27 protein-coding genes and 1 tRNA gene are annotated in these 24,574 nt (G+C 74.1%); 12 read left to right on the top strand and 16 right to left on the bottom strand.

From position 1 onward, the window contains the following. The first annotated feature begins 62 nt into the window (after positions 1–62). Together ACZDWJ_RS00245 and thpR are read left to right on the top strand one after the other, a co-directional pair. Positions 63–812: a VIT1/CCC1 transporter family protein gene (locus tag ACZDWJ_RS00245; protein ID WP_463518898.1), complete on the top strand. Its 750-nt coding sequence runs from the start codon at positions 63–65 to the stop codon at positions 810–812. A gap of 7 nt (positions 813–819) precedes the next feature. Next, positions 820–1,395 (top strand): RNA 2',3'-cyclic phosphodiesterase, encoded by a 576-nt coding sequence (gene thpR, locus ACZDWJ_RS00240; RefSeq protein ID WP_463518897.1) that lies wholly within the window; start codon positions 820–822, stop codon positions 1,393–1,395. A gap of 16 nt (positions 1,396–1,411) precedes the next feature. Here thpR and upp read toward each other — a convergent pair whose 3' ends face one another. Next, positions 1,412–2,053, bottom strand: a complete 642-nt coding sequence (upp, locus tag ACZDWJ_RS00235; RefSeq protein WP_463518896.1) for a uracil phosphoribosyltransferase — start codon at positions 2,051–2,053, stop codon at positions 1,412–1,414. A 225-nt stretch (positions 2,054–2,278) separates the two neighbouring features. On the opposite strand from upp, the gene ACZDWJ_RS00230 reads away from it, so the two are divergent. The 4 genes from ACZDWJ_RS00230 (at position 2,279) to ACZDWJ_RS00215 (ending at position 5,551) form a co-directional block, all read left to right on the top strand. Further along, positions 2,279–2,782 (top strand): tRNA adenosine deaminase-associated protein, encoded by a 504-nt coding sequence (locus tag ACZDWJ_RS00230; RefSeq protein ID WP_463518895.1) that lies wholly within the window; start codon positions 2,279–2,281, stop codon positions 2,780–2,782. Positions 2,783–2,845: 63 nt separating this feature from the next. Further along, positions 2,846–3,277, top strand: coding sequence for a nucleoside deaminase (locus ACZDWJ_RS00225; RefSeq protein ID WP_463519165.1), 432 nt, complete (start codon positions 2,846–2,848; stop codon positions 3,275–3,277). After that, positions 3,264–4,514, top strand: coding sequence for an MFS transporter (locus ACZDWJ_RS00220; RefSeq protein WP_463518894.1), 1,251 nt, complete (start codon positions 3,264–3,266; stop codon positions 4,512–4,514). The genes ACZDWJ_RS00225 and ACZDWJ_RS00220 overlap by 14 nt, the downstream gene beginning before the upstream one ends. Positions 4,515–4,549: 35 nt before the next feature. Then, positions 4,550–5,551, top strand: coding sequence for an aldo/keto reductase (locus ACZDWJ_RS00215; protein ID WP_463518893.1), 1,002 nt, complete (start codon positions 4,550–4,552; stop codon positions 5,549–5,551). Between the two features lie 7 nt (positions 5,552–5,558). Here the strand turns inward: ACZDWJ_RS00215 and ACZDWJ_RS00210 are convergent, their stop codons facing one another. From ACZDWJ_RS00210 to ACZDWJ_RS00200, 3 genes are all read right to left on the bottom strand, one after another. Then, complete coding sequence (locus tag ACZDWJ_RS00210) at positions 5,559–5,927, bottom strand: DUF779 domain-containing protein (RefSeq protein WP_463518892.1); 369 nt, start codon at positions 5,925–5,927, stop codon at positions 5,559–5,561. Between the two features lie 156 nt (positions 5,928–6,083). Beyond that, positions 6,084–7,607 carry an acetaldehyde dehydrogenase ExaC gene (exaC, locus tag ACZDWJ_RS00205; RefSeq protein WP_463518891.1) on the bottom strand — a complete coding sequence of 508 codons (1,524 nt, stop codon included), beginning with the start codon at positions 7,605–7,607 and terminating at the stop codon, positions 6,084–6,086. A 139-nt stretch (positions 7,608–7,746) separates the two neighbouring features. Continuing rightward, positions 7,747–8,967 (bottom strand): GAF domain-containing protein, encoded by a 1,221-nt coding sequence (locus ACZDWJ_RS00200; protein WP_463518890.1) that lies wholly within the window; start codon positions 8,965–8,967, stop codon positions 7,747–7,749. Between the two features lie 196 nt (positions 8,968–9,163). On the opposite strand from ACZDWJ_RS00200, the gene ACZDWJ_RS00195 reads away from it, so the two are divergent. From ACZDWJ_RS00195 to ACZDWJ_RS00175, 5 genes are all read left to right on the top strand, one after another. Continuing rightward, a tRNA-Ser gene (locus tag ACZDWJ_RS00195) sits at positions 9,164–9,253 on the top strand. Positions 9,254–9,338: 85 nt separating this feature from the next. After that, positions 9,339–9,728, top strand: a complete 390-nt coding sequence (locus ACZDWJ_RS00190) for a hypothetical protein (RefSeq protein WP_463518889.1) — start codon at positions 9,339–9,341, stop codon at positions 9,726–9,728. Positions 9,729–9,814: 86 nt separating this feature from the next. Continuing rightward, positions 9,815–10,459 (top strand): hypothetical protein, encoded by a 645-nt coding sequence (locus ACZDWJ_RS00185; protein WP_463518888.1) that lies wholly within the window; start codon positions 9,815–9,817, stop codon positions 10,457–10,459. A 41-nt stretch (positions 10,460–10,500) separates the two neighbouring features. After that, positions 10,501–11,481, top strand: a complete 981-nt coding sequence (locus tag ACZDWJ_RS00180; RefSeq protein ID WP_463518887.1) for a nuclease-related domain-containing protein — start codon at positions 10,501–10,503, stop codon at positions 11,479–11,481. Between the two features lie 110 nt (positions 11,482–11,591). Continuing rightward, entirely contained in the window at positions 11,592–12,224 is a 633-nt protein-coding gene (locus ACZDWJ_RS00175; protein WP_463518886.1) for a lysoplasmalogenase family protein, read from the top strand. Here the strand turns inward: ACZDWJ_RS00175 and ACZDWJ_RS00170 are convergent. The 9 genes from ACZDWJ_RS00170 to ACZDWJ_RS00130 all read right to left on the bottom strand — a co-directional run bounded on the left by ACZDWJ_RS00170 (position 12,211) and on the right by ACZDWJ_RS00130 (position 20,309). Continuing rightward, on the bottom strand, positions 12,211–12,873 hold the full coding sequence (locus ACZDWJ_RS00170) for a class I SAM-dependent methyltransferase (RefSeq protein ID WP_463518885.1): 663 nt from the start codon (positions 12,871–12,873) through the stop codon (positions 12,211–12,213). The two genes, ACZDWJ_RS00175 and ACZDWJ_RS00170, sit on opposite strands and share 14 nt — an antisense overlap. A gap of 32 nt (positions 12,874–12,905) precedes the next feature. After that, positions 12,906–13,217, bottom strand: a complete 312-nt coding sequence (locus tag ACZDWJ_RS00165) for a hypothetical protein (protein WP_463518884.1) — start codon at positions 13,215–13,217, stop codon at positions 12,906–12,908. Next, entirely contained in the window at positions 13,214–14,440 is a 1,227-nt protein-coding gene (locus ACZDWJ_RS00160; RefSeq protein WP_463518883.1) for a fatty acid desaturase family protein, read from the bottom strand. The genes ACZDWJ_RS00165 and ACZDWJ_RS00160 overlap by 4 nt, the downstream gene beginning before the upstream one ends. Positions 14,441–14,479: 39 nt before the next feature. Then, a complete protein-coding gene (locus tag ACZDWJ_RS00155) occupies positions 14,480–15,568 on the bottom strand; it encodes a ferredoxin reductase (protein WP_463518882.1) in 1,089 nt (362 codons plus the stop codon). 228 nt (positions 15,569–15,796) lie between these two features. Next, entirely contained in the window at positions 15,797–16,462 is a 666-nt protein-coding gene (locus tag ACZDWJ_RS00150; RefSeq protein WP_463518881.1) for a response regulator, read from the bottom strand. Beyond that, the gene (locus ACZDWJ_RS00145; RefSeq protein ID WP_463518880.1) at positions 16,447–17,490 is read right to left on the bottom strand and encodes an acyltransferase family protein; all 1,044 of its coding nucleotides are present in this window, start codon (positions 17,488–17,490) and stop codon (positions 16,447–16,449) included. Before ACZDWJ_RS00145 ends, ACZDWJ_RS00150 begins: the two co-directional genes overlap by 16 nt. Then, positions 17,477–18,472, bottom strand: coding sequence for a D-alanine--D-alanine ligase family protein (locus tag ACZDWJ_RS00140; protein WP_463518879.1), 996 nt, complete (start codon positions 18,470–18,472; stop codon positions 17,477–17,479). Before ACZDWJ_RS00140 ends, ACZDWJ_RS00145 begins: the two co-directional genes overlap by 14 nt. Further along, positions 18,469–19,632 carry an alanine racemase gene (gene alr, locus ACZDWJ_RS00135; protein WP_463518878.1) on the bottom strand — a complete coding sequence of 388 codons (1,164 nt, stop codon included), beginning with the start codon at positions 19,630–19,632 and terminating at the stop codon, positions 18,469–18,471. The genes ACZDWJ_RS00140 and alr overlap by 4 nt, the downstream gene beginning before the upstream one ends. After that, on the bottom strand, positions 19,629–20,309 hold the full coding sequence (locus ACZDWJ_RS00130) for a M15 family metallopeptidase (RefSeq protein WP_463518877.1): 681 nt from the start codon (positions 20,307–20,309) through the stop codon (positions 19,629–19,631). Before ACZDWJ_RS00130 ends, alr begins: the two co-directional genes overlap by 4 nt. 110 nt (positions 20,310–20,419) lie before the next feature. Here ACZDWJ_RS00130 and ACZDWJ_RS00125 point away from each other — a divergent pair, with 110 nt between their 5' ends. Next, complete coding sequence (locus ACZDWJ_RS00125; RefSeq protein WP_463518876.1) at positions 20,420–21,631, top strand: sensor histidine kinase; 1,212 nt, start codon at positions 20,420–20,422, stop codon at positions 21,629–21,631. A 21-nt stretch (positions 21,632–21,652) separates the two neighbouring features. On the opposite strand, the gene ACZDWJ_RS00120 is transcribed toward ACZDWJ_RS00125, so the two are convergent. The 3 genes from ACZDWJ_RS00120 to ACZDWJ_RS00110 form a co-directional block, all read right to left on the bottom strand. Next, positions 21,653–21,964: an antibiotic biosynthesis monooxygenase family protein gene (locus ACZDWJ_RS00120; protein ID WP_463518875.1), complete on the bottom strand. Its 312-nt coding sequence runs from the start codon at positions 21,962–21,964 to the stop codon at positions 21,653–21,655. 50 nt (positions 21,965–22,014) lie between these two features. Continuing rightward, positions 22,015–23,118 (bottom strand): SDR family oxidoreductase, encoded by a 1,104-nt coding sequence (locus tag ACZDWJ_RS00115; protein WP_463518874.1) that lies wholly within the window; start codon positions 23,116–23,118, stop codon positions 22,015–22,017. Positions 23,119–23,204: 86 nt separating this feature from the next. Continuing rightward, positions 23,205–24,563, bottom strand: coding sequence for a hemolysin family protein (locus ACZDWJ_RS00110; protein WP_463518873.1), 1,359 nt, complete (start codon positions 24,561–24,563; stop codon positions 23,205–23,207). Positions 24,564–24,574 lie beyond the last annotated feature (11 nt).

Raw genomic sequence — 24,574 nt, 5'->3', positions numbered from 1 at the left:
GACGTCGCCAGCCCAGGCTGTCCTTCGTTGCGCAGCCCGCTCCGACCCGGGACCCTAGGGGCATGACCGACCTCGCCGACTCCCTGGAGGAGATCCAGCCCGAGGACATCGGCCCGCACGAGGCCGAGCCGCACGAGGGCGGGCTCAACAACCGACTCAACTGGCTGCGCGCCGGCGTGCTCGGCGCCAATGACGGCATCGTCTCCACCGCCGGCATCGTCATGGGCGTCGCGGGCGCCACCACCGCCCGCAGCGACATCCTCATCGCCGGCATCGCGGGCCTCGTGGCCGGTGCGATCAGCATGGCGGCCGGCGAGTACGTCTCGGTGTCGACCCAGCGCGACTCCGAGCTGGCGCTGCTCGACAAGGAGCGACGCGAGCTGGAGGAGGACGCCGTCCACGAGCTCGAGGAGCTCGCCGGCATCTACGTCGAGAAGGGCCTCACGCCCGACCTCGCGCTCGAGGTCGCCAAGCAGCTCACGGAGAACGACGCCCTCGCCGCCCACGCGGAGGCCGAGCTCGGCATCGACCCCGACGACGTCACCAACCCCTGGACCGCCGCCTGGGCGTCGATGCTCTCCTTCACCCTCGGTGCGCTGCTGCCCCTGCTGACGATCACGCTCGTGGTCGCGGGGGCACGGGTGCCGGTCACGGTCGCCGCCGTCACCGTCGCGCTCGCCGTCACCGGCTGGGCCAGCGCCCGATTCGGCTACGGCCCCGCGCGTCCAGCGGTGATCCGCAACGTCGTCGGCGGCCTGATCGCGATGGGCGTCACCTACCTGATCGGATCGCTCATCGGCGGCGCCGTCTGAGCCGGCGATGAGGATCTTCCTCGCGCTGGTGCCGCCCGACGACGTCGCCGAGCACCTCGACGCCTTCCTCGAGCCGCGCCGCTCGGCCCTCGACCTGCGCTGGTCGGCGCCCGAGCAGCTGCACCTGACGCTGGCCTTCCTGGCCGACGTCGAGGAGTGGCGCGTCGAGGAGCTGATCGAGCGCACGGCCGAGGCCGCCGACGGACGCCGGCTCGGGGCCTGGCGCATCGCCGGCGGCGGCGCCTTCCCCGACCCCGACCGCGCGAAGGTGCTGTGGGCGGGGCTCGAGCCGCTCGGCGAGGACCCGGGCAGCCAGCGCGCCGACCTCGACCGGCTCGCGACCTCGTGCCGCAGCGCCGCCAACCGGATCGGCGCCGCACCCGACGGCGGACGGTTCCGTCCGCACGTCACGGTGGCGCGCAGCGGCCGACCGCAGAGCCTGACCTCCGGCGTGCGGGTGCTCGACGCCTACGCCGGCCCCACCTGGGAGCCGGACGCCGTCAGCGTCGTCGCCTCGCACCTGGGCGAGGGGCCGCGCGGACGGCCCCGCTACGAGACGCTGGCCGAGCTGCCGTTCTCCTGAGCCGGCCCGCAGAGGATCAGTGCGCCAGGCCGTAGAGCCGGTCGCCGGCGTCGCCGAGGCCCGGGACGATGTAGCCCTTCTCGTTCAGCCGCTCGTCCATCGCCGCGGTGACCACGGTGACCGGCACGTCGAGGCCCTCGAGCCCCGCCTCGAGACGCTGGCAGCCCTCCGGGGCGGTGAGCAGGCAGATGGCGGTGATGTGGTCGGCGCCGCGGTCGGTGAGGAAGCGGATGGCCGCGGCCAGGGTGCCGCCGGTGGCCAGCATCGGGTCGAGGACGTAGCACTGCCGGCCCGAGAGGTCCTCCGGCAGCCGCTCGGCGTAGGTGGAGGCCTCGAGGGTCTCCTCGTTGCGCACCATGCCGAGGAAGCCGACCTCGGCGGTGGGCAGCAGCCGCATCATGCCGTCGAGCATGCCCAGCCCGGCTCGCAGGATCGGCACCACCAGCGGCGCCGGCGTCGCCAGCCGCACGCCCGTGGTCTCGGTGACCGGCGTCGAGATGCGGGTGGTCTCGACCCGCACGTCGCGCGTGGCCTCGTAGGCCAGCAGCGTCACCAGCTCGTCGGTGAGCGCCCGGAACGTCGGCGACGGCGTCCGCTCGTCGCGCAGGGTGGTGAGCTTGTGGGCGACGAGGGGGTGGTCGACGACGTGCACGCGCATGGGGGGAGCGTAGTCGGGGCGGGGAGGCAGAAGTTCCCCGGTCAGCCGGGGAACTTCTCGAAGGTCAGGGGAACTTATAGGCCCTGACGCCCAAGTTCCCCTGACCAATCGCGCCGTCGTCCACAGGCCGACGCCTGCAAGCCCGGCCCGGAAAGGGATTGGCGGGCCGCGTCGACTGTGCGACCGTGGACGCGACCGGGGTGGTGCATCGACGAAGGGGCCGTCATGTCCGAGCAGCTCGACGCCGTCGACTTCGCGTTCGCCGCCTACCTCGAGGACGACGAGTGGATCCTCGACGACCTCGCCGACCACCATCTGCGCGACGTCGTCGACATCGCCGAGGCGCTGCGTCGCCTGCCCGGTGAGGACGGCGCGCTGGCGATGATCGGCGTCGACGAGGACTTCTTCGTCATCGTGCGAGTGCGCGGCGAGCGCACCCACGTGCTGCTCTCCGACGTCACCGCCGCCGACGACTGGGACCTCGCCGACACCGCGCTGGAGTTCCTCGGCAACCCCGACGTCGAGGACATCGGCGACCTCGCCGACCCCGACCGGCCCACGCCCGCCGGTGACCTCGCCCTGCTCGCCGACCTCGGCGTCGAGGCCGCGGAGCTCGCCGAGCTGCTCGACGACCCCGAGCTCTATCCCGACGAGGCGCTCTCGGAGATCGCGGGTCTGCTGGGCTTCGGCGAGATCTTCGACGACGCCGTCGGCCTCACGCCGGCCTGAGGTCGCCGCGGGGCCGGCGCCGATCGGCGTAGGGTCCCGACCGTGGACGAGTGGCACGCACCCATGCGCGCGGCGCTGGCCCAGGCCGAGCAGGCGCTGGCCACCGGCGACGTGCCGATCGGCGCGGTCGTGCTCGACGCCGACGGCGTCGTGATCGGCGCCGGGCGCAACCGCCGCGAGGCCGACGCCGATCCCACCGGCCATGCCGAGGTCGTCGCGCTGCGCGAGGCCGCTCGTGTCCGCGGTGAGTGGCGGCTGGAGGGCTGCACCCTCGTCGTCACGCTCGAGCCGTGCACGATGTGCGCCGGCGCCGCCGTGCTGGCCCGCGTCGAGCGGATCGTCTTCGCCGCCTTCGACGACAAGGGCGGCGCGGTGGGCAGCCTGTGGGACGTCGTCCGCGACCGTCGCCTCAACCACCGCCCCGAGGTCGTCTCCCGCGTGCTCGAGGACGACGCCGTCGCCCTGCTGCAGGGGTTCTTCCGTGACCATCGCTGAGCCCGAGCGGTCCGGCCAGCCCGTAGCCGCGTCGCCGCCGGCGGGCCATCCGCTGCGGCATCGCGAGTTCCGCCTGCTGCTGGCCGGCGTCTCGATCAACAGCCTCGGCAACGGCATCGCTCCCGTGGCGCTGGCCTTCGCGGTGCTCGACCTCGGCGGCGACGCCGCCCAGCTCGGCCTGGTGGTCGGGCTGTACGCCCTCGCCGACGTCGTCGTCACGCTCTTCGGCGGCGTGGCCGGCGACCGGCTCAGGCGGCGCACCATGATCACGCTGAGCCTGCTGGCGGCCGGGCTGGTGCAGGCGGTGGCGGGCGCATCGCTGCTGGGCGGCTGGTCGAGCCTGACGCTGCTCTCCGTGCTGGGCATGGCCATCGGCGCCGTCAGCGCGCTCGGCGGTCCGAGCTCCTCGGCGATCACCGGCCAGACGGTGCCGCCCGAGCTGCTGCACCAGGCCGTCGTGTGGCGACGGCTGGGCATGACCTCGATGGCGATGGTCGGCAGCGGCCTGGCGGGCGTCGTCGTCGCCGTGGCCGGCTCCGGCTGGGGCCTGCTCATCGACGCCGTCACGTTCCTCGCCGCGGCCGCCTGCTTCGCCGCCCTGCGCGTGGGCCGCGACCGCGGGACCGCCACCGGCACGGTGCTCGGCGACGTCGGCGAGGGCCTGCGCGAGGTGCTGCGCCACACGTGGCTGTGGCTGCTGATCGGGCAGGCGCTGCTCTACCACCTGTTCTACGGCGGCGTGCAGGGCGTGCTCGGTCCGATCGTGGTGGGCGACGACCTCGGCCGCGCCGCCTGGGGCTACGCGCTCGCGACGATGATGGCCGGCTTCGTCGCCGGCGGCCTGGTCTGCACCCGCTGGCGTCCGCGACACGCCCTCGGCGTCGGTGTCGTCTTCCTCGCCCTCACCGCGGCGTTCCCCGCCGCGATCGCGCTCTCCGATCAGCTCGCCGTGGTGCTGCTGGGCGCGTTCCTGCACGGCTTCGGCCTGGAGATCTTCTCGGTGGGCTGGGACCTCTCGATCCAGCAGAACGTGGCCCCCGACAAGCTCTCGCGGGTCTACTCCTTCGACCTCGTCGGCTCGTTCGTGATGCGACCCGTCGGCCTCGCGCTCACCGGCCCGATCGCGCAGGCCGTCGGCTACGACGCCTGGCTGCTGGTGGTGGCGGGCGTGCTGGTGGGCAGCGTCGCGATCTCGCTGTGCTCGCCGCAGGTGCGCCACCTCCAGCGCTCGGGGTGAGGGGCGGCGTCGGCGGCGTCGGGGAGGATCGGGACATGGACATCCGACCCCTGCCGCGCACCGACCTCACCGCCTCCGCCCTCGGCCTGGGCACCTGGCAGCTGGGCGCCGACTGGGGCGAGGTCACCGAGGCCGACGCTCGCGCGGTGCTCGAGGCCGCGGTCGAGGCCGGCGTCACCTTCCTCGACACCGCCGACGTCTACGGCGACGGCCGCAGCGAGCAGATCATCGGCCGGTTCCTCGCCGAGCAGCGCGCGGCCGGACGTGACGACCTCGTCGTCGCCACCAAGGCCGGACGCCGCGCCGAGCAGGTCTTCGAGAGCTACACGCCCGCGAACCTGCGGGCCTGGACCGAGCGCTCGCGCAGCAACCTCGGCGTCGACCGGCTCGACCTCGTGCAGCTGCACTGCCCGCCGTCCGACGTCATCGAGGCCGACCGCACCTGGGACGCCCTGGCCGCGCTCGTCGACGACGGCGTCGTCGGGGCCTACGGCGTGAGCGTCGAGACCTGCGACCAAGCGCTCGCGGCGATCGCGCGGCCCGGCTGCGCGTCGGTGCAGATCATCCTCAACGCCTTCCGGCTCAAGCCGCTCGACGCCGTGCTGCCCGCCGCGCGCGAGGCCGGCGTCGCGATCATCGCCCGGGTGCCGCTGGCCTCCGGCCTGCTCTCGGGCCGCTACGACGCCGAGACCACGTTCGCCGCCGACGACCACCGCTCCTACAACCGCGACGGCAGCGCCTTCGACGTCGGTGAGACCTTCTCCGGCGTCGACTTCGCCACCGGCGTCGCGGCCGCGCAGGAGTTCAGCCGCCTGGTCGCCGAGCACCTCGACGGCCTCACGCCCGCTCGGGCCGCGCTCGCGTGGGTGGCCCAGCAGCCCGGCGTCACGACCGTGATCCCGGGGGCGCGCAGCGTCGAGCAGGCGCAGGCCAACGCCGCAGCGGGCGACGTCGCCCCGCTGCCGCAGGCCTTCCTCGACGCCGTCCGCGACCTCTACGACGAGCGGCTGCGCGCGCAGATCCACCCGCGCTGGTGAGCCTGGCTCAGGTGCGGGCGGCGACCTCGTCGTCGGTCATCAGACGGCTGCGGATGAGGAACCGCACGCCGTAGGGGGCCTCGAGGGAGAAGCCCGCGCCGCGGCCCTTGACCACGTCGATGGTCAGGTGGGTGTGGCTCCAGTACTCGTACTGCGACTTCGACATCCAGACCGGGACGGGGCGCTCGAGGCCGACGTCGAGGTCGCCGAGGTGGACGTCGGCGTCGCCGAGGAGGAAGTCGCCGTCGGGGTAGCACATCGGCGCCGACCCGTCGCAGCAGCCGCCGGACTGGTGGAACATCACCGGTCCGTTGCGCTCGGTGAGCTCGCGCAGGAGCGTCGCGGCCTCGTCGGTCACCGCCACGTGCTGGGTCATGCGTCCTCCTTCGTCACGGGGTCCCGGCAGGCCCGGCCACCGGTGCCAGGACGATCGAGTCGATCCTCCGGTGGTCGAGCCTGCCGAGACCCCCGCGTCCGAGCACTGCCTCGGGCGCGGGGGTCGAGCGGTCAGCCCGGGTCGGGCGCGGTCGGCTCAGAAGAAGCCGAGCGCGTCCGGGCTGTAGGACACCAGCAGGTTCTTGGTCTGCTGGTAGTGGTCGAGCATCATCTTGTGGGTCTCGCGGCCGATGCCGGACTGCTTGTAGCCGCCGAAGGCCGCGTGGGCCGGGTAGGCGTGGTAGCAGTTGGTCCAGACGCGGCCGGCCTTGATGGCCTTGCCGGCCCGGAAGGCCTGCGAGCCGTCGCGCGACCACACGCCGGCGCCGAGGCCGTAGAGGGTGTCGTTGGCGATCTTCAGCGCGTCGGCCTCGTCGTCGAAGGACGTCAGCGAGACCACGGGGCCGAAGATCTCCTCCTGGAAGATGCGCATCGAGTTGTCGCCCTCGAAGATCGTCGGCTGCACGTAGTACCCGCCGGCGAGGTCTCCCTCCAGGATGTTGCGCTCACCACCGGTGAGGATCTTCGCGCCCTCCTGCTTGCCGATGTCGATGTAGCTGAGGATCTTCTCCAGCTGGTCGTTGGAGGCCTGGGCGCCGATCATCGTCGCGTCGTCGAGCGGGTTGCCCTGGATGATCTTCTCGACGCGGGTGACGGCGTCGCCCACGAAGTCGGAGTACATCGAGCGCTGCACCAGCGCGCGGCTCGGGCAGGTGCACACCTCGCCCTGGTTGAGCGCGAACATCGCGAAGCCCTCGAGCGCCTTGTCGTAGAAGGCGTCGCGCTCGGCGGAGACGGAGTCGAAGAAGATGTTCGGGCTCTTGCCGCCGAGCTCCAGGGTGACCGGGATGATGTTCTGGCTGGCGTACTGCATGATCAGTCGGCCGGTGGTGGTCTCGCCGGTGAAGGCGACCTTCGCCACGCGCGGCGAGGACGCCAGCGGCTTGCCCGCCTCGACGCCGAAGCCGTTGACCACGTTGAGGACGCCCGCGGGCAGCAGGTGGCCGACGAGCTCCATCAGCTTGAGGATCGACCACGGCGTCTGCTCGGCGGGCTTGAGGACCACGCAGTTGCCGGCGGCGAGGGCCGGGGCGAGCTTCCAGACGGCCATGAGGATCGGGAAGTTCCACGGGATGATCTGGCCGACGACGCCCAGCGGCTCGTGGAAGTGGTAGGCGATCGTGTTCTCGTCGACCTCGCCGATCGAGCCCTCCTGGGCGCGCAGGCACCCGGCGAAGTAGCGGAAGTGGTCGACGGCCAGCGGGAGGTCGGCGGCGAGGGTCTCGCGGACCGGCTTGCCGTTCTCCCAGGTCTCGGCGACGGCCAGCGCCGGGAGGTTCTCCTCCATGAGGTCGGCGATCTTGAGCAGGATGTTGGCGCGCTCGGTGGCGGGCGTGCGTCCCCACGCGTCCGCGGCGGCGTGCGCGGCGTCGAGGGCGGCCTCGATGTCCTCGGCGGTGCCGCGGGCGATCTCGCAGAACGGCTTGCCGTTGACCGGCGAGATGTTCTCGAAGTACTCGCCCTTGATCGGGTCGACCCACTCGCCACCGATGAAGTGGCCGTAGCGGCTCTGGACGGACACGAGGGAGTCAGCGGCTCCGGGGGGTGCGTAGACGGTCATGGTTGCTCTCCTCGAAACGGTGGACGTCGCCGGAACAGTGACGACGATCACACGCTAGGCAGCGCAACGTTGCGGCCCCGTTGCGTCGGGACGGGACCTCGGTCCTGACCTTCTCGGGCCCTCCGGTGGACCCGCGACGTCAGCCGAGCTCGCGGTCCAGGCGCGCGATCTGGCCCTCGATGAGCGCCAGCATGGGGGAGCCGGATCCGACTGCCGAGCGCTGCGCCAGCCACATCTCGTAGTCGTCGCGACCCCACGCCGAGCGCGTCCACGCCGACATGAGGTCGGCCTCGCGGCTGCGCAGCAGGGCGTGGCGCAGCGACGCCTCGAGCGCCTCGCGCAGCCGGACGACGCCGGGTGCGGACGAGCGCGGCAGCAGGGGCCCGCGGAACCCGCGCATCGCGCCGCGCAGGTCGCCCGCGGCCAGCAGCGCCTCGGTGGCCAGCCAGTCGCCCGTGACGCCGGCGGCCAGGCGGTAGGGCCGCGAGAGCAGCATCTCCTCGCCCAGCAGGTGACGCAGCCGGTTGAGCTCGGCGCGCAGCGTGGAGGAGGCGCCGTCGTCCTCGTAGAGCAGGACGGCGAGCTCGTCGCCGGAGAGGCCGTGCGGCGCGGAGGCCAGCAGCAGCATGATCTCGCTGTGCCGCGGGCTGAGCCGCAGCGTCTGGGTGCGCCCGCGGCCGTCGTCGATGGTGAGCAGCGCCTCGGTGCGGCCCAGCGACTCCAGCATCACCTGCAGGCCGCTGCTGTGCGTGGCCGGCGCGGGACGCGCGAGGAGGTCGCGCGCGAGCTCGGCCTCGGCCATCCGCGCCGCCGCCCGCACCATGGCCAGCGTCTGCGGGACGACCACCTGGTCGCCGCCGGTGACGTCGAGGACGCCGAGCAGCTCGGAGGTGCTGGGGTCGTGGATCGGGGTCGCCGCGCAGCTCCACGGCTGCACCGCGGAGCGGAAGTGCTCGGCGCGGGTGATCGTGGCGGCCCTCCCGGTGGCCAGCGCGAGGCCGGGGGCGTTGGTGCCGGCCAGCCGCTCGTCCCAGTTGCTGCCCTCGACGAACCCGATGGTCTCGGCCTTGCGCAGCGTCGCCGGGGTGCCGCAGACCCACAGCAGGGTGCCGGTGGCGTCCGAGATGGCCATGATCGAGTCGCACTCGCGCACCGCCTGGCCCAGGACGTCGTCGAGCAGCGGGAAGACCCGCGAGAGCGGATGGGCCTGGCGCAGGGCCCGCAGGTCGCGCTCGGCGATCGTGATGGGGGCCTCGGTCTGCTCGGTGGAGACGCCGGCGGCGGCGCTGCGCTGCCAGGACTCCGCGACCTCGGCGCGCATCGCAGCGGCCCGACCGGGCTCGCTCCGTCGCTGCGCCATGAGTCCAGTAAACGTCACCGTGGGCCCCTCGACAACGCAGAAGTGTGACCGGCGTCTCTCGCCGGCCCTGGGGCGAGAGTGCTGCCGCAGAGGTTGCGAGGAGGTTGCGCCACGCGCGCTCGTCTGGACCGGCTGCCGCCTCCCACGCGTCCGCCCGATTGGTCGGCCGCCCGACGGCTCCGGTACATTCCTCCTCGGTGGCGTGTCCGAGCGGCCTAAGGAGAACGCCTCGAAAGCGTTTGTGGGTGCAAGCCCACCGAGGGTTCAAATCCCTCCGCCACCGCCAGTCGACGAAGCCCCGCCGGATCTGATCCGGCGGGGCTTCGTGGCGTCGGGTGGCCCTGACCCAGGGCTCGCCTAGGGTGCGGGGCGTGAGCCACTCTCGGGACACCGCCACGACCTCGCCCACCGTCGACCACGCCGACCTCGGGCTGCTGCTCGCCGCGATCGGCGGGCTGGTGGGCCTGCTCCTGCGCGGCGACGCCTCCGGTGCGGCCTGCGTCGCCGCGGCCCCCGGCGTCGTGCTGGCCGCCGCCCTCCAGCTCGGCTGGCCCCGGTCCCCCTGGCTGCGCGAGCGGACCTGGCTGGCCGGGCAGGCCCGTCAGGAGCGGGTGATCCTCGGGGCGACCCTGGTGGCGTCCCTGCTCGTCGGAGTCGGCACCTCCGGTCTCGAGCGCGCCGCTGCGCTGTGCGTGGGGCTCGCCGCGCTGACCTGGGGTCTGGCTCGACGTCGGCACGCGGGGAGCTCGGGTAGCCGCTGAGGAGGTCTCGATGAGGGGCTTCCGGCGGCGAGGCTCCCTCTCCGGTCGGCGATTGGCATCGCCGACCTCGGGGCAGGATCCGCGCCGTGCCGCATGACCCGACCTCGCTGTCCGCCGATGGCCGGACGCTGCGGCCGTCCTGGCGCGCCTGGCGTCGCAACCGCGGTCGGCGGATGGGCGCCGTCGTGGGATTCGTGATCGCCACGCCGGTGATCACGGTCCCGCTCCTGCGCGCTGACGCCGCGACGCTGCTGGTGATCCTGGCGGTGGTCGTGCCGCCGACGCTGGTCCTCGCGCTCGGCTCCCTCGCGCTGTCCGTCCGGGCCACGCGGGTGGCCCTCCTGCCCGGAGCCATCGAGGTGCGCACCTGGCGCTCGCGGGAGCGCTTCGAGCTCGACGACTCCTTCCGGGCCGGCGAGATCGGCGCGCCGGCGCACCTGGGCGGGGAGACGTCGAGTCCCTTCCTCGCCTTCGCGGACACGAGGTCGGGGCGGCGGGTGCAGCTCGGCGTCGAGATCTTCAGCCCCGAGGACGTCGCTGCGATCCGCGCGCACGTCGGGGACCGGCTGCGCTCGATCACCCTCTCCGAGGACTCCGCGGGGGAGACCGCGCTGCTCCCCTGGTGGCAGCGGCGGCCCTGGCTGTCGGGATGCCTCCTCGTCGTCGTGCTGCTCGTGCTCGTCATCGGCGCGACGATGGCGTACGTCCTGGTGGTCGGGGTCGACTCCTGAGTCTCGCTGGCGTGCGGCACCAGGCGACCTGGTGAGGAAGGGTGCTTGACGAACAGCTGGGATCGCTCGCCCATCTGCCGATGGAGGACGGCATGGATGCGATCTCGGTGAAGCGATGGCGCCGCTACGGCCATGACCGGCTCTACGTCGAGCGTGAGGACGGCGAGGGGCTCGGCCACTGGGACCTGCGCGCGGGCACCGTCCACCCGTCCGCTCCGGAGCTGGAGGGCGTGGTGCGCGCCGCCGCCGAGGAGTGGTGTCGGGAGAACGACGTGACGCCGGCGCCGGTCGTCGAGCCGATGGAGCCGATGGAGCTGGTGGAGCTGGTGGAGCGGGTGGAGCCGGTCGTCGAGTCGGAGCCCGCAGCCATCTCCTCGCCCGAGCCCGCGCCCGTCGTCGAGCCGTGGGTCGACCTCGCCACCAACCGGCCGGGCGCCGAGGCGCGGGAGCGGGCCGACGCCGCCTTCGTCGCCGCGCCGGTGCGCACCACCCTCGCCCGCGTGCTCGGCGTCCACACCAGCGAGCGCGCCTGGCGCATCGGCGCGGACGGCGAGGAGAAGGTGGCCGCGCAGCTGACGAAGGTCGCGCGCAAGGATCCCCGCTGGCGCTTCCTGCACGCGATCCCCGTGGGCACCCGAGGCTCGGACATCGACCACCTCGCGATCGGTCCCGGCGGGGTGTTCACGATCAACGCCAAGCACCACCCCGGCGCCAAGGTCTGGGTCGGCGGAAGCACGGTCATGGTCGACGGGAGCCGCGTCCCGTACGTGCGCAACGCTCGGCACGAGGCGACCCGTGCCGGGCTGCTGCTCGCTGAGGCCTCCGGCGTCGAGGTGCCGGTGCGCGGTCTCGTCGCCGTGGTGCGGGCGGGCGACTTCGTCGTCAAGGCGCAGCCAGACGGCGTCACGGTGCTGCCTCGGATGCAGGTGGCGTCCTGGCTGCTGCGCCATGGCGAGGTGCTCGACGCGGAGACCTGCGCGACGCTCTTCGATGCCGCCCGACGGTCGACGACCTGGCGCTGAGGGAGCTCATGACGGGCGAAGCCGTCAGATGGCAGGCGAAGCTTCGCCCATCAACCGCGGGTTTCCCCGGTCGACCGGGGAAACCGGCTCCGGTCCACCAGGATGACCCCGTGCGGACCAAGGCGATCTACGCGGCGACGGCCCTGGCGACGGCGACGGCGGGGGCGCTGGAGCGACGGCGGGCGCTGGTGCCGAGCAAGGGCGCGCTGATGCCGGTGCTGGCCTCCACGGTGAGGGGCGGGCGGGACCGCGGTCTGCTGCGGGCGGCGCTGGCGGCGGCGTGGGTGGGGGACGTGGCGCTGCTGCCGCCGTCCCGACCCGAGGACGACGCGGCGGCGCGGCGACGGCTGCGGCGCGGGGCGAGCGCGTTCGCCGTCCAGCAGAGCGCCTACCTGGCGCTCATGGCGCGGCGGGGGCACCGGCCGCGGCCGGCGGTGGTGGCCGCGGTGGGGGCGTGGCTCGGCGCGCTGGCGGTGCTCGACGCGCGGGCGCTGGAGGGGCGACCCGACCCGGTGGTCACCGGCTACGGACTGCTGCTCGGGACGATGGCGGCCACCGCGCTGGGCTCCGACGACGCCGAGCTGCGCATCGGCGGCGGGATGTTCCTGGCGTCGGACTCCGCGATCCTGCTGCGCGAGCGGTTGCTCACCGGCCACCGGGCGCGGGCGCTGGCCGAGGCGTTCGTGCTGCTGACCTACGCCGACGCCCAGTGGCACCTGGTGCAGGGGCTCACGCGGGACTGACGCGACGCAGGTGCGCCCGCAGGCGGGGCACCGGCGGCTCCTCGTCGTCGAGCAGCTCCTCGAGGGTCTGGACGCGCAGCTCGTCGTCGGCGATCGACTCCACCTCGGCGCGGGTCAGCGGCCAGGGCATCGAGCCGACCGGGTCGGACTCCTCGCGTCCGCGAGCGACCACGAGCAGGTCGCGGCCGGTGAGCCAGCGCAGGGCCGCGATGCCGGCGCCACGCTCGATGCTGCCCGGCGGGAGCACCTGGATCGTGTAGATCTCGACGACGAGGTCGAAGGGCTCCCACCCCGGCAGGTCGAGGAGGTCGGCGGCGAGCCAGCGGACGTCGTCGCCGAACCGCTCGCGGGCGTGCAGCACCGCGGTGGCGGAGAGGTCGAAGGCGGTGACCTGCCAGCCGCGCTCGGCCAGCCAGGCGGCGTCGTCGCCGTAGCCGCAGCCGACGACCAGTGCGCGGCCGGGCGTCAGGTCGGCGAGCCCGGGCCAGGAGGCCAGGTGCGGGTTGACGCTGAGATCGGCCCACGGCACGACCGCCTCACCGTCGGCGGCCGCGGCGTAGAGCGTCTCGAACCAGCCGAGGGGGTCCTCGCTCTCCAGCGCGTCCTGGGCGAGGGCGCGGGCGGTGGCGCGGACGGCGTCGTCGGTCATGGTGGGTCCTTCCCGAGGTGGCGACGACGAGGCTAGAGCAACGAGTTCGGGACGAACCTCGGCAGCGGGTCGGCGTCGTCGGCGCCGGGGCGGACGAACTCGAAGCCGGCGGTGTGCACCGAGCGGAGGTCGGGGTCGACGGCGGAGCGGACGGCCTCGACGCAGGCGGCGTGCAGGGGCGGGGCGTGGAACTCGTTGCGGGCCACCTCGTCGGGGGTGCCGACGAAGGCGATCGGTCGGCCGAGCGGGCGTCCGCAGGCGCCGCAGACCCGGGCGAGGGCGCACCGGGTGACGGCGCGTCGCGAGGGCGACGCGCCGTCCCAGGCGAAGAGGGTCGCGGTCACGCCCGGGCGGACCCCGCGGCGCGCGACCAGGCGCCGAGCTCGGTGCGGCGCTGGTGGGTGTCCTCGTGACGCACCCGCTGGTGCTGGGCGATGGTGACGCCCTCGCCGGTGGGCGGACGGTCGTCCTTGGTCATCTTGTTGGGCAGCGAGAGCTTGTGGATGGTGCGCAGCACCTGGCCGTACTGCCGGTGCAGCGGGCCGGAGGTGTAGGGGATGTCGTACTTCTCGCACAGCGCCCGCACCTCGGGGGCGATCTCGGCGTAGCGGTTGGAGACCAGGTCGGGGAAGAGGTGGTGCTCGATCTGGTAGCCGAGGTTGCCGCTCATGACGTGCAGGAGCTTGGAGCCCTCGAAGTTGGCGGTGCCGAGGATCTGGCGCAGGTACCACTCGGCGCGGGTCTCGTCCTCCAGCTCCTCCTCGGTGAAGTGCAGCGCCCCGTCGGGGAAGTGGCCGCAGAAGATGATCAGGTAGGCCCACACGTTGCGCATCAGGTTCGCGGTGACGTTGGCCTTGACCGTCTCCTTCCACCGCTTGCCCGAGAGCGCGGGGTAGAGCACGTAGTCCTTCACCAGCTGGTGACGGCCCTTGCGGACGATCTGCGCCAGCTGGCGCTTCATCTCCGCGGGGTCCTTCTTGCCGTGGCGGATCGCCTCGAGGTCGAGGTCGTGCAGGGCGACGCCCCACTGGAACAGCGTCGCGAGCAGGGCGTTGTAGACCGGCTGGCCGAGGTTGGCCGGCGTCCACCTCTGCTCGCGCGCCATCCGCAGGACGCCGTAGCCGATGTCGTTGTCGTAGCCGAGGACGTTGGTGAACTGGTGGTGGATGTAGTTGTGGGAGTGCTTCCACTGCTCGGCCGGCTGGCCGGTGTCCCACTCCCAGGTGGAGGAGTGGATCTCGGGGTCGTTCATCCAGTCCCACTGGCCGTGCATGACGTTGTGGCCGATCTCCATGTTCTCGAGGATCTTGGCCAGGCCGAGGGTGATCGCCGAGGCCGCCTGGACCGGCCGGCGGTACTTCTTCTCCAGCGGTGCCGCGGCGATCATGCCGATGCGGGCGGTGGCGGCCATCCAGCGCTGGGTGCGGATGACCCTGCGGATGTAGGCGGCGTCGGCGGCGCCGCGGGAGCGCTCGACGCGCTCGCGCAGGGCGTCGAGCTCGCGCCCGATCGCCTCGACGTCGGCCTCGGTGAGGTGGCAGTACTCCTGGACGTCGGCGATGGCCATGGTGTCTCCGATCCGAGCGGGCGGTAGGTGGGGAGTGGGTCAGACGTTGAGCGTGCAGGGGCCGACGGGCACGGTGACGCACGTCTGCACCTGCTCGTTCGGCTGGTCGAACTCGTCTCCGTTGCGCAGGTCGCGCACGGTGCCGGAGATCTTGGTGACGGTGCAGGTGTGGCAGATGCCGACGCGGCAGCCGTAGGGCATGCCGACGCCGGCCTGCTCGCCGGCCTCCAGCAGGGTGGTGGCGCCGTCGGCCTCGAAGGAGCGGCCGGTGTTCTGGAAGGTGATCTCCCCGCCCTCGCCGCCGTCGCCCTTCAGCTGCAGGGAGAACCGCTCGAGGTGCAGGCGCTCGGCGAGGTCGGCGCGCTCCCAGTGCTGCTCGACGGCGTCGAGCATGGGCGCGGGGCCGCAGGCCCAGGTCTCGCGACGCCGCCAGTCGGGCACGAGGTCGTCGAGGCGGGCGAGGTCGAAGATGCCCTGCTCGTCGGAGAACCACTCGTGCACGGTGAGGCCGTCGTGCTTCTCGTGCAGGGCCGCGATCTCGTCGCGGAAGATCATCCGCTCCGGGGTGGTGGAGGCGTAGTGCAGCGTGACGTCGCCCATCGTGTCGCGGCGGTCGAGGGTGCGCAGCATGGACATCACGGGCGTGATGCCGCTGCCGCCGACGAGGAACAGCGACCGCGCCGGGGGCGGGTCGGGCAGCACGAAGTCGCCGTTGGGCAGGGCCAGGCGGACGATCGTGCCGGGCTCGAGGCCGTTGACGAGGTGGTCGGAGAGGAAGCCCTCGGGCATCGCGCGCACGGTGATGGCGAGGGTGCGCCCGGAGCGACGCGGCGGCGAGCTGACCGAGTAGGAGCGCCAGTGGAACTTCCCCTCCACCTGGACGCCGATGCCGACGTACTGGCCGGGGCGGTGGTCGTAGGTCCAGCCCCAGCCGGGACGGATCACCAGCGTGGCGGCGTCGTCGGTCTCCTGGACGACCTTCTCGACGCGGCCGCGCAGCTCGCGCGAGCTCCACAGCGGGTTGATCAGCGTCAGGTAGTCGTCGGGGAGCAGCGGCGTCGTCAGCTGGTCGAGGCCGCGGCGCAGGCGACCCCAGGTGTCGCGCGGGGTCTGTGTGGTGCTGGTCACAGCGTCAGTGAACAACCGCGCACCGGGCGGCGTCCACCGTTTGCTCGAATCGGACCTCGCCCCAGAGGAGGGTCTGGTGCCACGGTGCGGTAGGAAGGGGGCGTGGAGGATCCCCGGGCGCGTCAGCGCGGTCCGCTCACCGGGGTCGGCGCCCTCCTGCTGGTGCTGCTCGCGCTCGGCGTCGCCTACCGGATCGGGGACGTCCTCGGCCTGTGGTGAGGGGGCGGCTCAGGCCAGACCGTGCTCGTGGGCGTAGACGACGATCTGGACGCGGTCGCGCAGGTCGAGCTTGCGCAGCACCGCGCCGACGTGGGTCTTCACCGTCGACTCGCTGGCGAAGATCTCCTGGCCGATCTCGGCGTTCGACAGACCGCGGGCGATGGCGCCGAAGACCTCTCGCTCCTTCTCGGTGAGCGCGAGGTAGGCCGGCGGGGGAGGGCTGGCGAGGGTGAACTGCGCGGAGAGCAGCGCCGCGAGCTCCTGCGGGCCGAGCACGGCGTTGCCGGAGTGGACGGTGCGGATCGCCTCGCGCAGCGCCGCCGGCGTCGTGTGCTTGAGCAGGAACCCGCTGGCGCCGTGGCGGATCGCGGTGGCGGCGCGGTCGTCGAGGTTGAAGGTCGTCAGGACGATGACGCGCAGCGGCCGCTCGCGCTCGGCGACCCGCTGCGGCGCGAAGAGCTGGCGAGTGGCCTCGACGCCGTCCATCTCCGGCATCCGGATGTCCATGAGGACGACGTCGGGCCGGGTGTCCTCGACCACCCGCAGCGCCTCGTGGCCGTCGGCCGCGGTGCCGACGACGTGCATGCCGGGCTGGGCGTCGATGATCACGCGCACGCCCTCGCGGAAGAGGTCCTGGTCGTCGACGAGCACCACGCGGATCAGGTCGTCGTGCAAGACCGGCCTCCTGGCTCGGGTGCGCGGGCGGCGGGGGTGCGTCGTCGGCTCCGCGAGCGCTCGACGACGAGCCAGGAGCCTAGGGCGAGGAGCAGTGTCAGGACGAGTCCCAGGACGCCCGTCGGGTCGACCGGACGCAGCCACAGCGCCACGGGGTAGTTCCACAGGTAGGCGTCGTAGGAGATCAGGCCGAGGCCCGCGGCGGCGCGGGCGGCCGGCGTCGTCGCCTCCTCCCACGAGCCCCAGGCCCGCAGCAGGACGCCGGTGAGCGCGGCCACGAGGGGCCCGACGACGAGGTAGGTGGGCAGATGACCGCGCAGCGGCAGCGCCCCGAGGACGAGCAGCGCCGCGAGGGCCGCGATCACGGCCGGGCCCCAGCGGGCCGGACGCCGCAGAGCGGGCCAGCGCGGCGTCGTGACGCGCAGCAGCCCGCCGGCGGCCAGGCACACCGCCCAGGTGGTGGGCAGGGCGTAGGAGAGGTCGGGGTCGGCGCGCAGGTGGGCGACGACCGCCCAGCCGAGCAGGAGCGCCAGCACGGTGACCGCGGCGACGACCGCGCGGGTGCGAGGGGCGCGGTGGGCGAGCAGCAGCACCAGCGGCCAGACCAGGTAGAACTGCTCCTCCACGGCGAGGGTCCACAGGTGGAAGGCGCCGTCGGTGACGTGGGTGAAGGGCAGGTCGGCGGTCCAGGTGAGCGCGGTCAGGAGGGTCGCCGGCAGCCGGCGCCGCTCGGCGAGGGGATCGATCGTCAGCGTGACGAGGGCGTAGCCGGTCAGCATCAGCAGCAGCGGCGGGACGAGACGTCGCAGGCGGCGCCGGTAGAACCCGCCGAGGTCGAGGCGTCCCGAGCGCTCGAGCTCGCCCTGCAGCAGGCCGGTGATCAGCCAGCCGCTGAGGGTGAAGAAGACGACGACGCCCACCAGGCCGGCCCCCGGCAGGAGGCCCGGCCAGGCGTGGCGGGCCAGGACGAGCGCGATCGCGAGGCCGCGCAGGACGTCGAGCCCGGCGATGCGGCTACCCCCGCGCATCGACCCGCGCATCGACCCGCGCATCGACCCGCGCGTCGACCCGCGCGTCCGGCACGGCGTCGGCGACCATCGCGTCCAGCAGCGCCGCGTAGGGCAGGCCGGCGGCCGCGAACATCCGCGGCGCCTGCGAGGCGGCGGTGAAGCCCGGCGTCGTGTTGACCTCGTTGAGCACCGGGCCGTCGGCGGTGAGGAAGAAGTCGATCCGCACCACGCCCCGGCAACCGAGCGCGTCGTACATCGCGAGCGCCGCCCGCTGCAGCGTCGCGGCGTCGTCCGGCTCGAGCGGGGCGGGGACGAGGAAGCACGCGCTGCCGTCGTACTTGGTGGCGTGGTCGAAGACGCCCTCGCCGACGATCTCCAGCGCGGGCGCCACGACGCGGGTGCCGTCGCGGCGACCGAGCACGGCGACGTCGATCTCGCGGGCCTCCACCAGCTGCTCGACCAGCACCCGGTCGTCGTGGGCGAAGGCGGCCTCGAGGGCGGTGGGCAGGGCGGCGGCGTCGCGGACCAGCGTGACGCCGAGGCTCGAGCCGGCGCAGACCGGCTTCACGACGACGGGCTCGGTGACCAGGAGATCCCCCGCGGTCGCGCGGGTGAGCAGGACGCCGGGGGTCACGCCGATGCCGAGCTCGCGCGCGACCAGCTTGGTGACCCACTTGTCCATCGCCACCGCGCCGCCGATGACCGGCGTCCCGGCGCAGGGGACGTCGGCGAGGTCGCAGAGGGCGGCGAGCGTGCCGTCCTCACCGCCGGGACCATGCACCATCGGGATCGCGACGTCGCAGGCCTGCAGCACCTGCACCGCGCCGGCCAGGCCGATCGGCCGGTGCGCGTGGTCGAGCCAGGCGCCGTCGCGGCCGAGGGTGAGGGCGACGGCCTCGTGGCCGGCCTCGCCGAGGGCGGCCACCACGGCCGCCGCCGAGCCGAGGGAGACGTCGTGCTCGCCGCTGCGTCCGCCGCCGATCACGGCGACCCGGCTCATCGCGGGCCTCCGGTCGAGCGGCGGACCCGGGGCCCGATGCCGGTGAGGATCTCGTGCTCGAGGCAGTCGGCCCACGCCGCCCACTCGCGGGGCGTCGGGGCGCCGTCGGCGCCGAGGAGCGTCACGGTCTCGCCGGGCTCGACGCGGCCGCCGCGCTGCAGGGCGGGGCCGAGATCGACGACGGTCATGTCCATCGACACCCGCCCGACGACGCGGCAGCGCCGCCCGCGGACGCTCACCTCGGCGCGGGACGAGGCGGCCCGCGGGACGCCGTCGGCGTAGCCCAGGCCGATCAGGCCGAGGGTGGTGGCGCGCGGGGCGGTCCAGGTGTGGCCGTACCCGACCCCCGTGCCGGCGACGACCTCGCGCACCGAGACGAGCGGCGCGGTCAGGCGCAGCGCCGGGCGCAGGCCGGCGGCACCGGTGGGGTCGATGCCGACCAGGCCCGCGCCGACGCGCACCATCTCGTGGTGGCTGGCGCGGTCGGCGAGGGTCGCCGCCGTCGTCGCGAGGTGGCGCACGCGCGGACGCAGGCCGGCGGCCCGGGCCACCCCCACGCCCCAGGTGAACCGCTCGCGGCCCAGGCGCGAGGACGACGACGTCGGGTCCTCGCCGCAGGGCAGGTGCCCCATGACGCCGACCACCTCCAGCGCCCCGCGCTGCTCCCAGGCGCGGGCCGCGCGGCACAGCGAGGCCCACTCCTGCGGGCTGGCGCCGTCGCGGGCCATGCCGGTGTCGAGCTGCAGGTGCACCCGGCCGCCCGGGGCCCGCGTGGCGACGGCGTCGAGCAGGGCGCGACCCGGCACGGCCAGCTGCACGTCGGCGGCCCGGGCGGCGGCGACGTCGGCGTCCACCGGGTTCAGCCACGACAGCAGCGGCGCGTGGACGCCGTCGGCGCGCAGCGCCAGCGCCTCGGTGATCGAGGTGACGCCGAGGGAGGTGGCGCCGTGGGCCAGCGCGGTGCGGGCCACCGCGGCGGCGCCGTGGCCGAAGCCGTCGGCCTTCACGACCGCCATGAGCGCGGCGTCGGTGCGGCCGGCGAGCAGCGCGGTGTTGTGCGCGACCGCGTCGAGGTCGACGTGAAGCTGGGCCCCGGTGCCGAGCGTCGGGACGGCGGCGTCGGGACGCAGCAGACGGGGAGGGGCGACCAGGGCGCTCATGCGCTCAGCCCGGTCACGACGTCGTCCAGCACCGGGTCCAGCACCGGGTCGAGCGTCGGATCCAGCGCCGGGCCGAAGAACGCGGCCGGAGCGCCGGTGACCACCGCCCAGTAGCGGTCGCCGTAGGACCAGTGCCACCACTCGGTGGGGTAGTTCACCAGGCCGGCGGAGCCGAGGGCGTCGGCCAGCAGCGCACGGTGACGCCGAGCGACGGCGTCGAGGCCGGGGGCCTGGAGGTAGCAGCGGCCGCCGGACGCCTCGGGGGTCGCGTCGATCTCGGTGCCGAGGTCGAGCGGACGCCCGTGGGCGTCGACGAGCGTGAGGTCGACCGCGGCGCCGGCCACGTGCGGGGCGACGTCGAGCGGGCTGACGAAGCGGCTGGTGAGCCGGTGCACCTCGGCCTCGTCGGCGTCGGGATGGGCGGCGCGCACCTCGGCGCCGTAGCGGTCGATGATCGCCTGCTGCGAGGCGGCGCTGCGGTGGCCCTCGACCACCCGCAGGTGGACGCCGGCGGGCAGGGAGCGGTCGGCGTCGAGCAGCCGCAGCGCGAGCGAGGACCGCACGCGCACCGTCGGCTCGCTCCGGCGGCGCAGCGCGCCGGGGAGCGGCAGGAGCGGCTCGGCGAGGCCGAGCACCGGGACGGCCGCCACGGCCGGATCCGAGAGGAGGAGCGTCATGTGCTCCAGCGTCGCGATCGGGCGTCTCGTCGGGCATCGGCCCGAGGTGCCGGGCGGCGGCACCTGCGGCGGAGGGACGACGAGGCGCGGGGCCTCTAGGCTCGCTGAGCGTGACGACCGGTGAGGAGGTGCGCGTGCAGGGGACGTCCCGATCCGCCTGGCGTGCCGCCGACCTCGCCGCACCTGCGCTGGGGGCCCTGGTCGCGGCGTTCGGACTGGTCGACGTGCTGACGGCGAACGAGCCAGTGACGCTGCCGCGGCTGCTCGTCTGCCTGCTCATGGGCGTCGCGGTGGGCTGCCATCGTCATGCCGCGGCGCTCGGCCTCGGCGTGCTCTGGCTGGCCACGGCGCTCCAGCTGCTCAGCGGCTCCGCGCTCATGGTCGTGCAGATGTCCTACGTCGTCGTGCTCTACGGGTGCGCCCGCCACGGCCGGCTGCTGACCGTGTGGGCCGCCCTGCTGAGCCAGCCGGTGGCGCTGCTCGCCGGGCTCGTCATGATCCAGCAGCGCGAGGTCGTGCCGTTCCGCATGATCGGCGAGGGACGCCTCCTCGGCCTGGCCTCGCTGCCGATGACGACCCTCGGCGTCATCATCGGCCTCCTGCTCGTGGTGCCGTGGCTGGCCGGGCTCACGCTGCGCTTCAGCGACCGCGCGCGCGAGAGCCGCCGGCGCGCGACGCAGGCCCAGGCCCAGCAGGCGGTGGCCGAGCAGCGTCAGGGCGAGGCCGAGCAGGTGGCGCGGGCCGTCGAGGAGCGCGCCCAGCTCGCGCGCGACGTGCACGACGTCGTCGGGCACTCCCTGGCGGTGATCCTGGCCCAGGCCGAGGCGGTCCGCTACCTGCCCGACGACGAGCTCGCGCGCATCCGGCAGAGCATGGCCGCGATCGCCGACTCCGCCCGCGAGTCCCTCGGCGAGGTCGGCGCGGTGCTGGCCGGCGGGAGCGCCGCCGAGGCCAGCGGACGCTTCCCGCGCCTGGTGGCGCAGTCGGGGGCGACGACCCCGCGGGTGCACGTCGAGACCGCCGGCCTGCCACGTCCCCTGCCGCCCGACCTCGACGTCGCGGCCGAGCGGGTGCTGCGCGAGCTGGTCACCAACGCGCTCAAGCACGGCGCGGCCGACGCACCCATCCAGGTGCACGTCGGCTGGGGCCGCTCGCTCGAGGTGGCGGTCACCAACCGGGTCGGCGAGCAGCGCGCGCCCGGCACCGGCAGCGGCCTGGCCGGGGTCCGGCGTCGGCTGTCGGCCGTGGGCGGCACCCTGGACGTGCAGCGCCGCGGCGAGGAGCACCGCGCCATCGCGCGCCTGCCGCTGGGTCCGGCCTGAGCCCGGACCGGACCAGTCAACTCAGCCCTGCACGTCGAGGACGACCTCGAACTCCAGCAGGTCGGCGCCGGAGGAGACCGGACGCCGCTGCTCGCCGTCGGGCCCGGCGTGCGCGGCACGGGAGTCGCCGTCGCGCCAGGCGGCGAAGGAGTCCTCGTCGGCCCAGTGGGTGACGACGAAGTAGCGCTCCTCGCCGGCGACCGGCCGCAGCAGCTGGAAGCCCAGGAAGCCGGGCGTGCCGGCCATCGTGCCGGCCCGCTCGGTGAAGCGGCGCTCGAGCTCGGCGCCGGCCTGCGGGGGGACGCTGATCGCGTTGATCTTCACGATGGCCATGGCAGCGAGCCTAGAGCCCCCTCCCAGGTCGACGGTCCCGGGCGGTCGGCTCAGGGCAGCACGCGCGCCGCCCGGTAGGCGTCGAGGTGGGCGAACAGGGTGGCGCGGGTGTCGCGGGTGGCGCTGAACCCGGCGGCCCGGCTCTTGTTCATGTCGGTGACGACCTCCATCTCGCGGCCGAGGTCGGCGTCGGTGTGCCACCACGACGCGACCCGCGCCAGATCGGACTCCACCAGCCCCTCGCGCTCGGCGATCCGCGCCCAGACCTCCGCGGTGCCGGCCATCTGCTCCTCGAGCGGACGGGCTCGGCCCCCGAAGCCCTCCCAGGGCAGGTCGAACCGCGCGGCCAGCTGGGGCCAGAGCCAGCGCCAGCGGAAGACGTCGCCGTTGGCGGTGTTGAAGGCCTCGTCGTGGCCGTGCGCGGCGGCCCAGATCATCTGCTCGGCCAGCAGGTCGGCGTCGGTGACGTCGGTGAGACCCTCCCACTGGGTGCGCGAGCCGGGGAAGACCATCGGACGGCCGAGCTCGCGGCACAGCGCCGCGTAGGCGCCGAGGGTGGCCACCATGTTCATCGCGTTCCCGGTGGCCACGCCGAAGACGGTGTGCGAGCGGTGCACCGACCACGTCGCGCCCTGAGCGGCGGCCGCGGCGACGAGCTCGTCCTCCTGCGCGTAGTAGAAGTTCGGCGCGTCCAGCCGCGGCGACTCCTCGCGGAACGGGGTGTCGGGCAGCGCTCCCTGGCCGTAGGCCTCGAAGGGTCCCAGATAGTGCTTGAGGCCGGTCATCAGCGCCAGGTGCCGCCGGTCGGCCACGGGCGGCAGGGCGGCGAGCAGGTCGCGGACGGCGGCGCCGTTGACGGCGATGTTCTCGGCCTCGGTGGCGCGCCGCGTCCAGGCGGTGAAGGCCACCAGGCGCGGCGAGGCGCCGTCGAGGGCCCGGGCCACGGCCGCCTGCAACGAGGTGGGATCGGACAGGTCGGCGCGCACGGGCACGACGGCGGGGTGCGGGACGCCGCCGCTGCGGGAGAGCCCCAGCACGTGCCAGCCCTCGCCGAGCAGGCGGCGGGCGACGGCCTGGCCGACGATGCCGGTGACGCCGACGACCAGCGCGGTGCCGGGACTGCTGACGGGGCTGCTGACGGGGCCCGGGGACATGGAATCGCTCCTTCGGTCGGGGACCCGTCCGAACCTAGGAGCCGCTCAGCGCGGACCCCAGCGCCCACCCCGGAAGGTGGGTCGCCTCAGATCGCCGGGGCGGCTGCGGCCTCTCCGGGCTGGTCGCCGGGCTGCTCGCGCCGCACCTCCAGGCGCAGCACCCGCGGGCCGCTCATGGCGGTGACGCGCAGATGCGCGCGCAGGCTGCCGTCCTCGCCGTCGTCGGGGTCGAGGTCGTCGGCCAGCAGCACCTCCACCTCGTCGCCCAGGCTCGGGATGCGCTGCAGTCGGGCCAGCACGTAGCCGGCCGCGGTGTCGTAGTCGCCGTCGGGCAGCGGGACGCCGGTGAGCTCGGCGAAGTCCTCGATCGAGAGCGAGGCGTCGACGTCGCCGGCGGCCGCGGTGCCCGGGGCGGGGCGGCCGGCGTCGTACTCGTCCTCGATCTCGCCCACGAGCTCCTCGACGAGGTCCTCGAGCGTGACGATGCCGTCGGTGCCGCCGTACTCGTCGACCACGACGGCCAGGTGGGTGCCGGCCTCGCGCATGGTGGTGACGGTGGGCAGCACGTGGGCGGTCGAGGGCACGAGCAGGATCGTGCGGACGACGTCGGCCACGGTGCGCGGGTCGTCGTCGGTCAGGCCGAGGAGGTCGCGCACGTGCAGGAAGCCGACGACGTCGTCGACGCTGCGGCCGGTCACCGGGTAGCGGGAGTAGGGCAGCTCGCGCACGGCGGCCGCGGCCTCGGGCAGCGGCTGCGCGGCGTCGAGGAACGCGACGTCGCCGCGCGGCTGCATCACCTCGCGCACCGTGGTGCGGGTGGCGCCGAGCACGTCGGAGAGGATGCGACGCTCCTGCTCCTCCAGGCCCTCGTGGGTGGTGACCAGGTCGCGCAGCTCCTCCTCGGAGAGCTCCTCGCCGGAGGCGCGGGGATCGCCGCCGAGCAGGCGTACGAGGGCGTCGGTGGAGATGGAGAGCACCCAGATCACCGGGCGCATGAGGGTCGCGAACCGGTCGAGGGCGGGCGTGACGGCCAGGGAGAGCCCGGCCGAGCGCTGCAGGGCCAGGCGCTTGGGCACCAGCTCGCCGAGCACCAGCGAGAGGTAGGCGATGAGCAGCGTCATCAGCACCAGCGCGAGGGTGTCGGCGGCGTCGTCGCCCAGGCCGAGGCGGGTCAGGGTCGGGGCGAGGTCGGGTGCGAGCGTCGAGCCGCCGTAGGCCGCGGAGAAGAAGCCGGCCACCGTGACGCCGATCTGCACCGCCGCGAGGAAGCGGTTGGGGTCGCGGGCCACCTCGGCCACCTTCGCGCCCCGACGGCCCTGGCGGGCCAGGCCCGAGAGCTGGCTCTCGCGCAGGGAGACCAGCGCGATCTCGGTGGCCGCGAACACCCCGCCGACGAGCACGAAGAGCACCACCAGGCCCAGGTTCACCAGGGTCTGGACGTCCATCACGCCTCCCG

The organism is Nocardioides sp. B129/18 (genome assembly GCF_055282735.1).
This window is presented reverse-complemented; position numbering and strand designations above follow the sequence as displayed.

Coding starts and splice junctions, on each gene's coding strand:
- thpR (WP_463518897.1), top strand. CDS start 820: ATGAGGATCTTCCTCGCGCTGGTGCCGCCCGACGACGTCGCCGAGCAC.
- ACZDWJ_RS00170 (WP_463518885.1), bottom strand. CDS start 12,873: ATGACCGACGACGCCGTCCGCGCCACCGCCCGCGCCCTCGCCCAGGAC.
- ACZDWJ_RS00110 (WP_463518873.1), bottom strand. CDS start 24,563: ATGGACGTCCAGACCCTGGTGAACCTGGGCCTGGTGGTGCTCTTCGTG.
- ACZDWJ_RS00160 (WP_463518883.1), bottom strand. CDS start 14,440: ATGGCCATCGCCGACGTCCAGGAGTACTGCCACCTCACCGAGGCCGAC.
- ACZDWJ_RS00130 (WP_463518877.1), bottom strand. CDS start 20,309: ATGACGCTCCTCCTCTCGGATCCGGCCGTGGCGGCCGTCCCGGTGCTC.
- ACZDWJ_RS00200 (WP_463518890.1), bottom strand. CDS start 8,967: ATGGCGCAGCGACGGAGCGAGCCCGGTCGGGCCGCTGCGATGCGCGCC.
- ACZDWJ_RS00210 (WP_463518892.1), bottom strand. CDS start 5,927: ATGACCCAGCACGTGGCGGTGACCGACGAGGCCGCGACGCTCCTGCGC.
- alr (WP_463518878.1), bottom strand. CDS start 19,632: ATGAGCGCCCTGGTCGCCCCTCCCCGTCTGCTGCGTCCCGACGCCGCC.
- ACZDWJ_RS00225 (WP_463519165.1), top strand. CDS start 2,846: ATGCGCGCGGCGCTGGCCCAGGCCGAGCAGGCGCTGGCCACCGGCGAC.
- ACZDWJ_RS00140 (WP_463518879.1), bottom strand. CDS start 18,472: ATGAGCCGGGTCGCCGTGATCGGCGGCGGACGCAGCGGCGAGCACGAC.
- ACZDWJ_RS00145 (WP_463518880.1), bottom strand. CDS start 17,490: ATGCGCGGGGGTAGCCGCATCGCCGGGCTCGACGTCCTGCGCGGCCTC.
- upp (WP_463518896.1), bottom strand. CDS start 2,053: ATGCGCGTGCACGTCGTCGACCACCCCCTCGTCGCCCACAAGCTCACC.
- ACZDWJ_RS00230 (WP_463518895.1), top strand. CDS start 2,279: ATGTCCGAGCAGCTCGACGCCGTCGACTTCGCGTTCGCCGCCTACCTC.
- ACZDWJ_RS00120 (WP_463518875.1), bottom strand. CDS start 21,964: ATGGCCATCGTGAAGATCAACGCGATCAGCGTCCCCCCGCAGGCCGGC.
- exaC (WP_463518891.1), bottom strand. CDS start 7,607: ATGACCGTCTACGCACCCCCCGGAGCCGCTGACTCCCTCGTGTCCGTC.
- ACZDWJ_RS00215 (WP_463518893.1), top strand. CDS start 4,550: ATGGACATCCGACCCCTGCCGCGCACCGACCTCACCGCCTCCGCCCTC.
- ACZDWJ_RS00115 (WP_463518874.1), bottom strand. CDS start 23,118: ATGTCCCCGGGCCCCGTCAGCAGCCCCGTCAGCAGTCCCGGCACCGCG.
- ACZDWJ_RS00245 (WP_463518898.1), top strand. CDS start 63: ATGACCGACCTCGCCGACTCCCTGGAGGAGATCCAGCCCGAGGACATC.